The organism is Nocardioides sp. 31GB23, from assembly GCF_040012395.1.
GTDB lineage: Bacteria > Actinomycetota > Actinomycetes > Propionibacteriales > Nocardioidaceae > Nocardioides > Nocardioides salarius.
In genome coordinates this window covers 1-12,973 of record NZ_JBDYKJ010000039.1, presented here as the reverse complement: position 1 = coordinate 12,973, position 12,973 = coordinate 1, and the positions used below count along the sequence as shown (strand labels likewise).

General features: G+C 74.3%; 13 protein-coding genes. 11 read left to right on the top strand and 2 right to left on the bottom strand.

Features of this window, described 5'->3' with window-relative positions:
• Positions 1 to 13: 13 nt before the first annotated feature.
• Positions 14 to 1,015 carry an ATP-binding cassette domain-containing protein gene (locus ABKW28_RS13605; protein WP_348610495.1) on the bottom strand — a complete coding sequence of 334 codons (1,002 nt, stop codon included), beginning with the start codon at positions 1,013 to 1,015 and terminating at the stop codon, positions 14 to 16.
• 3 nt (positions 1,016 to 1,018) lie between these two features.
• On the opposite strand from ABKW28_RS13605, the gene ABKW28_RS13600 reads away from it, so the two are divergent.
• The 3 genes from ABKW28_RS13600 (at position 1,019) to ABKW28_RS13590 (ending at position 3,522) form a co-directional block, all read left to right on the top strand.
• On the top strand, positions 1,019 to 1,717 hold the full coding sequence (locus ABKW28_RS13600) for an ABC transporter permease (RefSeq protein WP_341242448.1): 699 nt from the start codon (positions 1,019 to 1,021) through the stop codon (positions 1,715 to 1,717).
• 4 nt (positions 1,718 to 1,721) lie between these two features.
• Positions 1,722 to 2,504 carry an ABC transporter permease gene (locus ABKW28_RS13595; protein ID WP_307822872.1) on the top strand — a complete coding sequence of 261 codons (783 nt, stop codon included), beginning with the start codon at positions 1,722 to 1,724 and terminating at the stop codon, positions 2,502 to 2,504.
• 73 nt (positions 2,505 to 2,577) lie between these two features.
• Positions 2,578 to 3,522 carry an ABC transporter substrate-binding protein gene (locus ABKW28_RS13590; protein ID WP_348610492.1) on the top strand — a complete coding sequence of 315 codons (945 nt, stop codon included), beginning with the start codon at positions 2,578 to 2,580 and terminating at the stop codon, positions 3,520 to 3,522.
• A gap of 56 nt (positions 3,523 to 3,578) precedes the next feature.
• On the opposite strand, the gene ABKW28_RS13585 is transcribed toward ABKW28_RS13590, so the two are convergent.
• On the bottom strand, positions 3,579 to 4,685 hold the full coding sequence (locus ABKW28_RS13585) for a glycosyltransferase (RefSeq protein WP_348610489.1): 1,107 nt from the start codon (positions 4,683 to 4,685) through the stop codon (positions 3,579 to 3,581).
• Positions 4,686 to 4,742: 57 nt separating this feature from the next.
• Between ABKW28_RS13585 and ABKW28_RS13580 the strand changes: the two genes are divergently transcribed.
• The 8 genes from ABKW28_RS13580 (at position 4,743) to ABKW28_RS13545 (ending at position 12,821) form a co-directional block, all read left to right on the top strand.
• Positions 4,743 to 5,858, top strand: coding sequence for a sulfotransferase family protein (locus ABKW28_RS13580; RefSeq protein ID WP_348610486.1), 1,116 nt, complete (start codon positions 4,743 to 4,745; stop codon positions 5,856 to 5,858).
• Positions 5,859 to 5,865: 7 nt separating this feature from the next.
• Positions 5,866 to 6,780 carry a glycosyltransferase gene (locus tag ABKW28_RS13575; protein ID WP_193669936.1) on the top strand — a complete coding sequence of 305 codons (915 nt, stop codon included), beginning with the start codon at positions 5,866 to 5,868 and terminating at the stop codon, positions 6,778 to 6,780.
• 305 nt (positions 6,781 to 7,085) lie between these two features.
• Positions 7,086 to 8,030 (top strand): Rossmann-like and DUF2520 domain-containing protein, encoded by a 945-nt coding sequence (locus ABKW28_RS13570; RefSeq protein WP_348610483.1) that lies wholly within the window; start codon positions 7,086 to 7,088, stop codon positions 8,028 to 8,030.
• Positions 8,027 to 8,929: a pantoate--beta-alanine ligase gene (gene panC, locus ABKW28_RS13565; RefSeq protein ID WP_348610480.1), complete on the top strand. Its 903-nt coding sequence runs from the start codon at positions 8,027 to 8,029 to the stop codon at positions 8,927 to 8,929. The genes ABKW28_RS13570 and panC overlap by 4 nt, the downstream gene beginning before the upstream one ends.
• 5 nt (positions 8,930 to 8,934) lie before the next feature.
• Positions 8,935 to 9,354 carry an aspartate 1-decarboxylase gene (panD, locus tag ABKW28_RS13560; protein WP_193669933.1) on the top strand — a complete coding sequence of 140 codons (420 nt, stop codon included), beginning with the start codon at positions 8,935 to 8,937 and terminating at the stop codon, positions 9,352 to 9,354.
• A 48-nt stretch (positions 9,355 to 9,402) separates the two neighbouring features.
• Positions 9,403 to 11,124: an L-aspartate oxidase gene (locus ABKW28_RS13555; protein WP_348610477.1), complete on the top strand. Its 1,722-nt coding sequence runs from the start codon at positions 9,403 to 9,405 to the stop codon at positions 11,122 to 11,124.
• Positions 11,121 to 12,026, top strand: coding sequence for a carboxylating nicotinate-nucleotide diphosphorylase (gene nadC, locus ABKW28_RS13550; protein WP_348610474.1), 906 nt, complete (start codon positions 11,121 to 11,123; stop codon positions 12,024 to 12,026). Before ABKW28_RS13555 ends, nadC begins: the two co-directional genes overlap by 4 nt.
• Before the next feature lie 3 nt (positions 12,027 to 12,029).
• Positions 12,030 to 12,821 carry a type III pantothenate kinase gene (locus ABKW28_RS13545; protein ID WP_348610471.1) on the top strand — a complete coding sequence of 264 codons (792 nt, stop codon included), beginning with the start codon at positions 12,030 to 12,032 and terminating at the stop codon, positions 12,819 to 12,821.
• Positions 12,822 to 12,973 lie beyond the last annotated feature (152 nt).

Below are 12,973 nucleotides of genomic sequence, written 5' to 3'. Positions count from 1 at the left end.
CCCCGGCGGGCTCCTAGGCCTGCTCGGCCAGCGAGGCGCGCAGGGCGCGGTGCACCCCGTCGGGGGTGAGCACGCCGACGAACTGCGCGCCGTCGCGGACCCCGACCATGCCGCGGTCGTCGCGCAGCAGGTGGGTCAGGGCCTCCTCGAGGGTGCTGTCGAGGTCGATCGCGGCACCGAGCTGGCCGGCCCGTACGCCGTCGAGCGGCTCGAGGTGCTCGCGCCGCAGGGGTACGACGCTCAGTCGCCGCAGGCTCTTCTCGGAGCCCACGAAGTCGGCGACGAACTCGTCGGCGGGCTCGCCGAGCAGCTCGGCGGGGGTGCCGTACTGCGCCAGCCGGCCGCCCTCGGCGAAGACCGCCACCCGGTCGCCCATCTTCACCGCCTCGTCGATGTCGTGGGTGACCATCACGACGGTCTTGCCCAGCTCGCGCTGCAGGCGCAGGAACTCCTCCTGCAGGCGCACCCGCACGATCGGGTCGACGGCACCGAACGGCTCGTCCATCAGCAGCACCGGCGGGTCGGCCGCCAGGGCCCGGGCCACGCCGACGCGCTGGCGCTGGCCGCCGGAGAGCTGGTGGGGGAACCGGTCGGCGTACCGCTCGGGGTCGAGGCCGACCAGCTCGAGCAGCTCGACGGCGCGGCTGCGCGCGTGGGCCTTGGACTCGCCGTACAGCAGCGGCACGGTCATCACGTTGGTGACGATGCGCTGGTGGGGGAAGAGCCCGATCTGCTGGATGACGTAGCCGATGCCGCGGCGCAGCCTGACCGGGTCGGTCGTGGTGACGTCCTGGCCGTCGATCTCGATGGTGCCCGACGACGGCTCGACGAGGCGGTTGATCATCTTCAGCGTGGTCGACTTGCCGCAGCCCGACGGGCCGACCAGCACCACCATCTCGCCGGCGAGCACCTCGAGGTCGAGGTCGTGCACCGCGACGGTGCCGTCGTCGAAGCGCTTGCCCACGCCCGAGAGCCGGATCATCACGGTCGCGGCTGACGACCCGGTAGCGTCCATGCGGTGACCCTACTCGCGCAGGCCGACGACGGTCCGAGCTGCTACGGGCGCCTGACCAACGAGTGGGTGTGCTGGGACTACGTCGTCGACTACCGCCCCGAGATCGTCGAGGCGACCACCCAGCACGTGGCCATCACGATCGCCTCGGTGCTCTTCGGGCTGGCCCTCTCCTTCCCGCTCGCACTGCTGGCGCGGCGGCTGCCGCGGCTGGAGAGCACCGTGCTGGGCGTCAGCACCGGCCTCTACACGGTGCCGTCGCTGGCGCTCTTCCCGCTGCTGGTGCCCTTCACCGGCCTGAGCGCGACCACGGTGGTCATCGGGCTGGGCCTCTACGCCCTGACGGTCCTGGTGCGCGCGATCCTCGAGGGGCTGCGCGCGGTGCCCGAGGACGTGCGCGAGTCGGCGCGCGGGCTGGGGTACGGCGACGGCCGGCTGCTGCTGCGCGTCGAGCTGCCGCTCGCGGTGCCGGTGGTGATGGCGGGGCTGCGGGTGGCCACGGTCTCGACCGTGGCGCTGACGACCGTCGGGTCGCTGGTGGCCTACGGCGGGCTGGGCAACCTGATCGCCGAGGGCGTGCAGAGCAACTTCCGCGCCCAGCTGCTGACCGCCGCGGTGCTGTGCGTGGTGCTGGCGGTGCTCCTCGACGTCGTGATCGTGCTGGCGCAGCGGGTGCTGACGCCCTGGACCCGGACGGCGGGCTGATCTCGTGGGCGTGCTCCTCGACGCGCTGGACCACCTGCGCGACGCCGACAGCTGGACCGGGCCGGGCGGGATGCTCGAGCTGCTGGTCCAGCAGCTGCTGGTCACCCTGACCGCGCTGCTGGCCGCGATGGTGGTCGGGCTGCCGGTCGCGCTGTGGCTGGGCCACCTGGGCCGCGGCGGCTTCCTGGCCATCAACATCTCCAACGTCGGGCGGGCGGTGCCGACCTTCGCGCTGCTGGCGATCTTCGTGGCCGGCGACCCCTGGGGCTGGACCGCCGGGGCGTTCCCCGGCACCGGCGACGTCGGCCCCTACGGCCGCGCCGGCATCTCCACCCTGGTCGCGCTGGCGCTCTTCGCCCTGCCGCCGCTGATCACCAACGCCTACGTCGCGGTCCGCGAGGTGCCGCCCGACGTGCGCGAGTCGGCGCGGGGCATGGGGATGAGCGGCTGGCAGCAGTTCCGGCGCGCCGAGCTGCCGCTGGCGCTGCCGCTGGTGATGTCGGGGGTGCGCCTCGCGCTGGTGCAGGTCTGGGCGACCGCGACCATCGCGGCGCTGGTCGCCGGGCCCGGGCTGGGCCGGGTGATCACGGACGGCTTCTTCCGCACCGACTACGGCAAGGGCATCGCCGGGGCGATCGTGGTCGCCGCGGTCGCGCTGGTGCTCGAGCTGCTCGCCGCCGCGGTGCAGCGCTCGCTCGACCCGGTGCGCCGGGCTGCCCGGACGGGTGAGGGGGAGGTGTCCGCGGAGGTGTCTACGCTGGGACAGGCCGGCCACGAGGACGGCTGAGCAGTGGGCGCCGCCTGCTGACCGGACACGCGCGGGGCCCCGGCCCCGCGGGACACAGAAGGTAGGACCCCACATGATGGTGCGACGTTCCCTGGCCGCGGTGCTCTCCGCCGGTGCCCTGACCCTGGCCGCCTGCGCCGGCGACGACCTCGACAGCAGCGCCGGCGACGACACCGGCTCCGAGGCCGGCAGCGGCGGGCCCGTCACGATCGCCTCCCAGTCGTTCCCCGAGGCCGCGCTGATGGCCTCGATGTACGAGCTGCTGCTCGCCGACGCCGGCTACGAGCCCACCGTGCAGCTCGTCGACTCCCGCGACGCCTACATGGCCACCTTCCCCGGTGACGTCGACGTGGTGCCCGAGTACGTCGGCGGCATCGTCAACTTCCTCAACTCCACCTCCGACCAGGGCAGCGGCGAGCAGCTGACCGCCGGCGACGGCGAGGAGCTCGCCGAGGCCGGCGAGGACCTGCTCGACGAGGCCGGCATCGAGCTGCTCGAGCTCTCGGAGGCCACCGACACCAACGCCTACTTCGTCACCGTCGAGCGCGCCGAGGAGGAGGGCTGGGAGGTGCTCTCCGACCTCGAGGGCGAGTCGGTCGTGCTGGCCGCCGCCCCCGACTGCGAGGGCCGCCTCGACTGCGAGGCCGGGCTGCGCGAGGAGTACGGCATCGACATCACCAAGGTGCTGCCGCTGGGCTACGCCGGCGACCAGACCTACCAGTCGGTCCTCGACGGCGAGTCCGACCTGGGCCAGACCTCGACCACCGACGGCACCCTGGAGTCGCTCGGCCTCGTCGTCCTCGACGACGACCAGGAGATCCAGCCCGCCCAGAACCTGGTGCCGGCCGTCGCCGAGGGCTTCCTCGAGCAGAACGAGGGCGTCGCCGACATCCTCGAGGAGCTGATGGCCGCCCTCGACACCGACACCCTCACCGAGCTCAACGGCCGGATGGCCGTCGACCGCGAGAAGCCCGAGGACGTGGCCCGCGACTTCCTGGAGTCCGAGGGTCTGCTCTGACCTGACGGTGGTCTCGAGACGGGACTTCGTCCCTCCTCGACCAACGTGTTGACGACTCAGCGCTCGTGCGCGCGCAGGGCCACGGCCTCGTGCGGCACGGGCGCTGCGTCGTCCCCGAGGGGTACGTCGATGACCGCGCCCGCCGGTGTGTCCCGGCGCGGGACGGGCCCGGGGTGCTGGGCCACGTAGGTCATCACCGCCGCGGCGTCGGCGCGCCGGCCCTGCTCGACCAGCCAGCCGGTGAGCCGGTGCACCGGGGTCAGCCCGGAGTGCACCAGCGACCGCTCGCCCCACAGCGAGACGACGCCCTCGTGCAGCAGCGCCCACCACTCGTCGTCGCAGCCGGGGATCTCGGTGAAGTAGCGGTGCAGGTCGCCGGCCAGGACCCGGTCGAGGAAGACCTCGGTGACCGCGGGGGAACCGTGCTCGCGCACGCTGGCCAGTGACATCTGCTTGGTCACCCACCGGTCGCGCAGGTCCTCGACCGAGGAGCGCTGCTGGGTGATCGACGAGCCGTCGGAGCGGATCCGCCAGTGGTAGACGACCTCCGGCAGCACCGCGAAGCGGCGCGCGGCCAGGAACGCGCGGGTGGTGGTGGGCTGGTCCTCGTAGCGCAGGCCCTCGGGCCACGAGAGCCCCTGGTCGTCCCAGAAGGAGCGCCGCACCAGCTTGTTCCACGCGAACACGTCGCCCAGCACCTCGGGGTGCTCCTCGATCGCGACGGTGCGCCGCTCGCGGTGCAGCCGCCGCATCCACGGCGGCTCGACGAGCGCGTCGCCCTCCCACCGCACGATCGAGCCGGTCGCGAGGTCGACCCCGCGCCCGCGCAGGGCGCGCGCCAGGGCGTCGTACGCCGTGGGCGGGACGACGTCGTCGGAGTCGGCGAAGGCCAGCAGCTCGCCGCGGGCGTGCGCGACGCCGGTGTTGCGGGCGGCGCCGAGCCCGTGGTTGCCGGTGTGCACGACCCGGACCTCGTCGTGGCGCTCGGCCCACTCGTCGGCGATCGCGCCGGAGCCGTCGGTGGAGCCGTCGTCGACGACCACGACCTCGAGCGGGCGGTAGGTCTGCGCGAGCAGGCTCTCGAGGCAGGCGGGCAGGTAGTCGGCCACGTCGTAGACGGGCACGACCACGCTCAGCAGCGGTGCGCGCCGCCCGAACTTCATGGGCCCACGCTATCCAGGACGGGCGCTGCGGCGCGGGCGGGGATAGCATCGCCTCCCGTGAGTGCCGACCCCTTCGCCGTGCCCGCCGACCCGGACCCGTCCAGCTACCCGCGCAAGGTCCTCTTCGTCGCGGGCGCAGGCCGCTCCGGCACCAGCACCATGGCGGGGCTGATGAAGATCCTGGGCCTGCACGTGCCGCAGCCCGAGGTCGAGCCCGACGAGACCAACCCCAAGGGCTTCGCCGAGCCCGCCTGGGCCGTCGAGCACCACTCGCGGCTGCTGCGCGAGGCCGTGGTGCAGGTCAGCGACTCGCGCCCCGACGCGTGGTTCGAGACCGGCCGGGTCTCGGCGCGCGAGCCCGAGCGGATCGCCACCGCCGAGTGGCTCGAGGGCCACTTCGCGGTCAACCCCGAGCTGGTCGTCAAGGACCCGCGGCTGAGCTGGTTCCTCTCGCTGTGGAGGGTCGCCTCGATCCGCTGCGGCGCGACCCCCGTCTTCGCCACGATGCTGCGCCCGCCCTCGGAGGTCGTGGGCAGCAAGCAGAAGTACTACGCCAACCGGCTCGGCTCGGCGCACCTGGCGGCGTCGTGGCTCAACATGCTGCTGCACACCGAGCGCGCCACCCGCGAGTCGGTCGCCGACGGCGGCCGTGTCTTCGTGCGCTACGGCGACCTGCTCGACGACTGGGTCAAGGCGACCAGCCACGTGGGGGAGACCCTCGGGCTCCAGCACGTCGTGAACGCCAAGTCCGAGCGGATCCGCGACGGGCACCGCTTCGTCGACCCCGGCCTGCGCCGCGTCTCCGGCTCGCTCGACGACCTGGGGCTGCCCCAGCGGCTGCACGAGCTGACCGCCGAGACCTGGAACGAGCTCAACAAGCTCGCCGAGCCCGGTGGCGACCAGCCCGAGGTGCACCAGGCGCTCGACCAGCTGCGCGAGACCTACGTCGACCTCTACGAGGAGTCCGAGGCCATCTCGCGCTCCTCGGTGGTCGCGGCCGAGCAGAAGACCCGGCGCGGGCGCGACAAGGCCCCCGCCCCGGCGGCTCCCACACCTGGGCCCGCCGCCCCGGCCCCCGGCTCCGCCGTCGACCGGATCCCCCACGGCCTGCGCGCCGCGATCCCGCCGAGCGTACGACGCGGCCTGCGCAAGGCCGCCGGGCGCGAGCGCTGAGCCGGTCGTGAACGCGATCCGCAACCCCGAGGGCCTGCGCAACATCGAGGGCCACACCGACTTCGACATCACCTGGCCCTGGAACCGGCCCGGTGGCCTGCGCCCCGGCGCCACCGCGGTGCTGCGGGTCAAGGACGAGTCGATGGCGCTGCCGTTCGTGCTGCCGCCGCTGCTGCGCGCCACCGACCACGTGGTCGTGGTCGACAACGGCTCCACCGACGGCACCCCCGAGGTGGCGGCCCGTGCCGCCGCCGACGCCGGGCTGTCCCACAAGCTGACCCAGCTGACGTACCCCTTCGAGGTGGCCCGCGCCGGCGCCGAGCACCTCGCGGTGCACGAGCTGTCGGTGCACTCGCTGTCGTACTTCTACAACTGGTGCTTCGCCCAGGTCGGCACCCGCTACTCCTGGAAGTGGGACGGCGACATGGTGCTGACCACCGAGGGCGAGGTCTCGATGTCCGACCTGACCTGGCAGGTCGGCGGCGTGCAGTCGATCATCCGGGTGCCGCGCCACGGGCTCTACCTCGAGGACGAGTCGCTGGCCTACCTCGACCTGGGGCTGCGCAACGCCGAGGAGTGGGGCTACCCGGTGGGCCCCGACTTCGTCTTCACCAAGGCCTTCGAGTGGGAGATCCGCTCGACGCCCGACAACTGCCGCACCATGGGCCTGCCGCACGGGCTGTGCGTGGAGCTCAAGGACCTGCACGGCGACGAGTTCGCGCACTGGACCGACCCGGCGTCGTTCGCGACCTCGTGGCGCAACCGCCGCAAGCGCCGCGAGTGGGCGGTCTTCCACGCGCTCAAGGAGGGCACCGTGCCGCCGGGCGTGCACGAGATCCGCGCCCCCGAGGGCGTGCACGTCGTCGACCACGTCACCCGCGACTGGCTGCCCCGCGCCCCGCGCCCCCTCCAGGTCGGCTGACCCGGCCCGAACTTCGCGCCGACCCGGCCCGAACTGCGCACTGACCCGGCCTGAACTTCGCACCGGCGTACGCCGGGTGGTGGCGGGGTCTCGGCGTCGCTCGAGCCTTCGGCCCTCGCTGCTCGACCAACGGCGGCGGTGGGCCAGGTCACACCGTCGCGGGTTACGCGTGTTGCCCGAGCGGCGTACCGTTCATGGGGTATCTGACGGACACGACGTCCGGTACCCACCCCGGCCCCCGCGCCCGCAGCCCCGGCTGCACCGACGTGGGGGTGGTCGGAGGGACTGGAACGAAAGGTTCTGACATGTCTCTCCCCGCACTGCGGGTGGGGGTGATCGGCGCGGGACGCGTCGGCGCCGTCCTCGCTGCCCGCCTGCGCGACGCCGGCCACGAGGTCGTCGCCGCGGCCGGCGCCTCCGACGCCACCCTGGGGCGCATCGCCGCGCTGCTGCCGGGCGTCCCCAACGACAAGCCCACCGCGGTCGCCAGGGCCTGCGACCTGCTGCTGCTGACGGTGCCCGACGACATGCTCGACAACGTCGTCACCACGCTCGCCGGCGCCGGCGCGCTGCGCGAGGGCCAGCTGGTCGTGCACACCTCGGGCCGCCACGGCCTGGCGGTCCTGGAGCCCGCTCGCGCCGCGGGTGCGCGCACCGCGGCCATCCACCCCGCGATGACCTTCACCGGCACCGCGCTCGACCTCGACCGGCTCTCCGGCTGCGTCTTCGGCCTCACCGCCGGCGCCGGTGAGCGCGAGGTCGCCGAGCGGGTCGTCGCCGACCTCGGCGGCCGGGCGATGTGGGTGCCCGAGGAGATGCGCACGCTCTACCACGCCGGTCTCGCGCACGGCGCCAACCACCTGGTCACGCTGGTGACCGAGGCGATGGAGGTGCTGGCCGCCGCCGGTGCCGACGACCCCGCCGGCACCCTGCGCCCGCTGCTGGTCGCCGCCCTCGACAACGCCCTCGAGCACGGCGACGCCGCGCTGACCGGCCCGATCGTGCGCGGCGACGTCGGCACCGTGCGCGCCCACCTCGACGACATCACCGCCAACGCCCCCCAGACCAAGGCGTCGTACGTCGCCCTCGCCCGCGCCACGCTCGGGCGGGCGGTCACCGACGGCCGGATCGTGCCGCTGCGGGCGTTGCGCATCCACGAGCTGCTCGACGAGCACTCCGCGCCCGACCCCGCCCGGCCGGTGGCCCCGGCGCGTCCCACCGAGCCCGCGGTGACGCGGGAGAGCCGGTGAGCGCCCCGATCCTCGTCCGCACCCGCAGCGAGCTCGCCGAGCAGCTCGCGCCCGCCCGCAGGGACGGCCTGAGGGTCGGGCTGGTGCCGACCATGGGCGCGCTGCACGAGGGGCACGCCTCCCTGGTGCGGGTCGCGCGCGAGCACGTCGACGGCGGCCCGGTCGTCGTCTCGGTCTTCGTCAACCCGCTGCAGTTCGGCGAGGCCGCCGACCTCGAGACCTACCCGCGCACCCTGGAGGCCGACCTCGAGGTGTGCGCCCGCGAGGGTGCCGACGTCGTCTTCGCACCCACCGTCGACGAGGTCTACCCCGGCGGCGAGCCCGAGGTCACCATCGAGCCCGGCCCGCTGGCCGAGGTGCTCGAGGGCCGCACCCGCCCCGGGCACTACCGCGGCGTGCTGACCGTGGTCGCCAAGCTCTTCGGGCTGGTGCGCCCCGACGTCGCGGTCTTCGGCGAGAAGGACTACCAGCAGCTCGTGCTGATCCGCCGGATGGTCGCCGACCTGTGCCAGGGCGTCGAGGTCGTCGGCGCCGAGACCCGCCGCGAGCCCGACGGGCTGGCGATGTCGAGCCGCAACGTGCACCTCGACCCCGAGCAGCGCGAGCAGGCCGTCGCGCTCAGCCGCACCCTGCTGGCCGCCGTCGAGGCGAGCGGGTACGGCGCCAAGGTCGCCCTCGACGCCGCCCGCGGCGAGCTGCGGGCCGCCGAGGGCGTCGACCTCGACTACCTCGAGATCACCGACCCCGCCCTGGCCGCGCTGCCCGACGACGTGCCCGCCGGCACCGACGCGCGGGTGCTGATCGCCGCCCGCGTCGGCAGCACCCGCCTCATCGACAACCTCCCCCTCGTCCTCGGTCGCCCGGCGACCTCCCCCGACCAGCCCCACCACCAGGAGTGATCCGCATGCTGCGCACGATGATGAAGAGCAAGATCCACCGCGCGACGGTGACCCAGGCCGACCTGCACTACGTGGGCTCGGTGACCGTCGACGAGGACCTCCTCGACGCCGCCGACCTGCTGGCCGGCGAGCTGGTGCACATCGTCGACATCACCAACGGCGCCCGCCTCGAGACCTACACGATCGCCGGCGAGCGCGGCTCGGGCGTGATCGGCATCAACGGCGCCGCCGCGCGCCTGGTGCACCCCGGCGACCTGGTCATCCTGATCGCCTACGCCCAGATGGAGACCGCGGAGGCCAAGGAGCTGCAGCCGCACGTCGTCTTCGTCGACGGCGACAACAAGATCATGGCGACCGGCTACGACCCGGCCGAGACCTTCGACGGTCCCGGCCTGGTGCGCGGCGACGTCACCGCCGGTCGCTGAGCGCCACGCCCGAGCCGCGCCCACAGCGCCTGCGACTAGCCTGACGCGATGCCCACCACCAGCCCCGTACGCCGCGTGCCCGGGCGCCTCACCGCGCCCGAGCCCGGCTGGACGACCTCGGCCGACGTCGTGGTCATCGGCTCCGGCATCGCCGGCCTGACCGCGGCCCTGCGCCTCAAGGACGCGCTGGGCCCCGGCGAGAAGGTCCTGGTCGTCACCAAGGACGTGCTCTCCGCGGGCTCGACCCGCTGGGCCCAGGGCGGCATCGCCGCGGCGCTCGGCCCCGAGGACACCCCCGAGGAGCACGAGCGCGACACGCTGGTGGCCGGCGCCGGCGGCTGCGACCTCGAGGCGGTCCGCGCGCTGGTGACAGAGGGTCCCGAGGCGGTGCACGAGCTGATCGGCCTGGGTGCGCAGTTCGACCTCGACCCGCAGGGCGAGCTGTCGCTGACCCGCGAGGGTGGCCACCACCGCGACCGGATCGCCCACGCCGGCGGCGACGCGACCGGCGCGGAGATCCAGCGCGCGCTGGTCGCGGCCGTGGAGCGGGCCCCCGAGATCGAGGTGGTCCAGCACGCGCTGGCCGTCGACCTGCTGCTCGCCGCCGACGGCGGGGTCGCGGGCCTGACCCTGCACGTGATGGGGGAGGGCCAGCGCGACGGGGTCGGCGCGGTGCGCTGCCGCGCGGTGGTGCTGGCCAGCGGCGGCCTGGGCCAGGTCTTCTCCCAGACCACCAACCCCGCGGTCTCCACCGGCGACGGGATGGCGCTGGCGCTGCGGGCCGGGGCGACCCTGCGCGACCTCGAGTTCGTGCAGTTCCACCCCACCGTGATGTACCTGGGCCCCGACTCCGTGGGCCAGCAGCCGTTGATCTCCGAGGCGGTGCGCGGCGAGGGCGCGGTGCTCGTCGGCCCCGACGGCGACCGGTTCATGCAGGGCGTGCACCCGCTGGCCGACCTCGCTCCCCGCGACGTGGTGGCCAAGGCCATCATGCGGCGGATGCTCGAGACCGGGCTGCCGCACATGTGGCTCGACGCGACCCGCATCGGCGGCGACGAGCCCACGGCGAGCTTCTGGGAGCGCCGCTTCCCGACCATCCTCGCCGTGTGCCGCAGCCACGGCGTCGACCCGGTCACCGACCCGATCCCCGTCGCCCCCGCCTGCCACTACGCCTCCGGCGGGGTGCGCACCGACGTGTGGGGCCGCTCCGACGTGCCCGGGCTCTACGCCACCGGTGAGGCGGCCTGTTCCGGCGTCCACGGCGCCAACCGGCTGGCCTCCAACTCGCTGCTCGAGGGGCTCGTCTTCTCGCGGCGCATCGCCACCGTGCTGCCCGGCGAGCTGCGGCCCTGGGCCGAGCCCGTGCCCGACCGGCGCACCGCCGGGCTCGTGGCTGCCGGCGTACGCCGCCAGGTGCAGGAGGTGATGACCTCGCGGGTGGGCGTGCTGCGCACCGCCGCCGGGCTCGACGAGGCCACCGCCCGGCTCGACGCGCTGGTGGCCACCCCCAGCGACACCGTCGACGTGGCCGCCTGGGAGACCACCAACCTGCTCACCATCAGCGCCGCCCTGGCCGACGCGGCCACCCGACGCGAGGAGACCCGCGGCTCGCACTGGCGTGAGGACCACCCCGAGCGCGACGACGCCGACTGGGCCGGCCACCTCGACGTGGTGATGCGCGACGGCGTCGGCAGCGTCGAGTTTCACCCCGAGCCGGCCAGCGACGCGCTGGTCGCGGTCGGGGCCACCACCAGCGGAGGGACGTCATGATCGCCCGGACCTCGCTCGGCGACCTGCCGCGCGCCCTGGTCGAGGAGCTCGCCGCGGCGGGCCTGGACCCCCGCGGCGTGCACGCCCACGTCGCCGACGCCTTCGAGGAGGACCTGCCCGGCGGCGCCGACGACGTCACCAGCGCCGCGATGCCGCCGATGGGCCACGCGGTCGCCGACGTCGCCGCCCGCGAGGCCGGCGTGGTCGCCGGGCTGGGGGTCGCCGAGATGGCGTTCCGCTACGGCCTGGGCGACGACCTCGAGGTGCTGCACCGGGTGCCCGACGGCTCCCGGGTGAGCCCCGGCGACGTGGTGATGACGGTCGCCGGCCCCGTCGCCGCGGTGCTGACCGCCGAGCGCACCGCCCTCAACTTCGCCTCGCACCTCTCCGGGGTGGCCACCGCGACCGCCGCCTGGGTCGCCGCCCTCGAGGGCACCTCGGCGCGGGTGCTCGACACCCGCAAGACCCTGCCCGGCTGGCGCTCGCTGCAGAAGTACGCCGTGCGCTGCGGCGGCGGGCTCAACCACCGGATGAGCCTGGTCGACCGGGCGATGGTCAAGGACAACCACGTGGTCGCCGCCGGGGGCGTCGTCGAGGCCTACCGCGCGGTGCGCGCCGCCAGCCCCGACGTGCGCGTCGAGGTCGAGGTCACCGACCTCGACCAGCTGCGCGCGGTGCTCGAGGCGGGCTGCACCGAGGTGCTGCTCGACAACATGGACGACGCGACGATGACCGAGGCGGTGCGCCTGACCGCCGGCCGCGCCGCCCTCGAGGCGTCCGGCGGGCTGACCCTCGAGCGGGCGGGCGCGGTGGCCGCCACCGGAGTCGACTTCATCTCCGTGGGCGCGCTGACCCACTCGGTGCGCGTCTTCGACCTCGGCCTCGACTTCCGCGAGGACTGAGCCGTGGTGCTCCTGGCCGCCGACATCGGCAACGCCCACACGGTGCTGGGGCTCCTCGAGCCCGCGGCCGAGGGGCCCGGCCACGACGTGCTGGCCCATTGGCGGGTCGGCACCGACGAGCGGCGTACGGCCGACGAGTGGGCGGTGCTGCTGCGCGGCCTGCTGGGGCGCCACACCTCCGAGATCGAGGGGCTCGCGGTCTGCTCCACGGTGCCGTCGGTGCTGCACGAGTGGCGCGACATGCTCGGCTCGCACTTCGACGACGTGCCCCGGGTCGTCGTGGAGCCGGGGGTGCGCACCGGCATCCCGGTGCTGATGGACAACCCGCGCGAGGTCGGCAGCGACCGCATCATCAACGCCCTGGCCGTGGCCACCCTGCACTCCGGCCCGGCCGTGGTCGTCGACTTCGGCGGCACCGCCACCACCTTCGACGTGGTCAGCGCCCAGGGCCAGTACGTCGGCGGCGCCATCGCCCCCGGCATCGAGATCAGCCTCGAGGCGCTGGGTCGGCGCGGCGCCCAGCTGCGCAAGGTCGAGCTGGCGCGCCCGCGCTCGGTCATCGCCAAGAACACCGTTGAGGCGCTCCAGTCGGGGATGGTCTTCGGCGCCGCCGCCCAGGTCGAGGGGATCGTGCACCGCATGGTCGCCGAGCTCGGCGTGCGCACCGACGACATGACCGTGGTCGCCACCGGCCACCTGGCCCCGCTGGTGCTCGAGGAGTGCTCGGTCTTCACCGTGCACGACCCGTGGCTGACGCTGCGCGGCCTGGGCCTGGTCTTCGACCGCAACCGCTGACGCGCCTCGGTCCCCCCCGTCGGGTCGTGGTCCGGGTCGTGGTCCGGGTCGTGGTCCGGGTCGTGGTCCGGGTCGTGGTCCGGGTCGTGGTCCCTGGCCGCGCCAGGGCGCGTCCTGGGGCACACGAGTCGAGCCACAACTCAGACCACGAC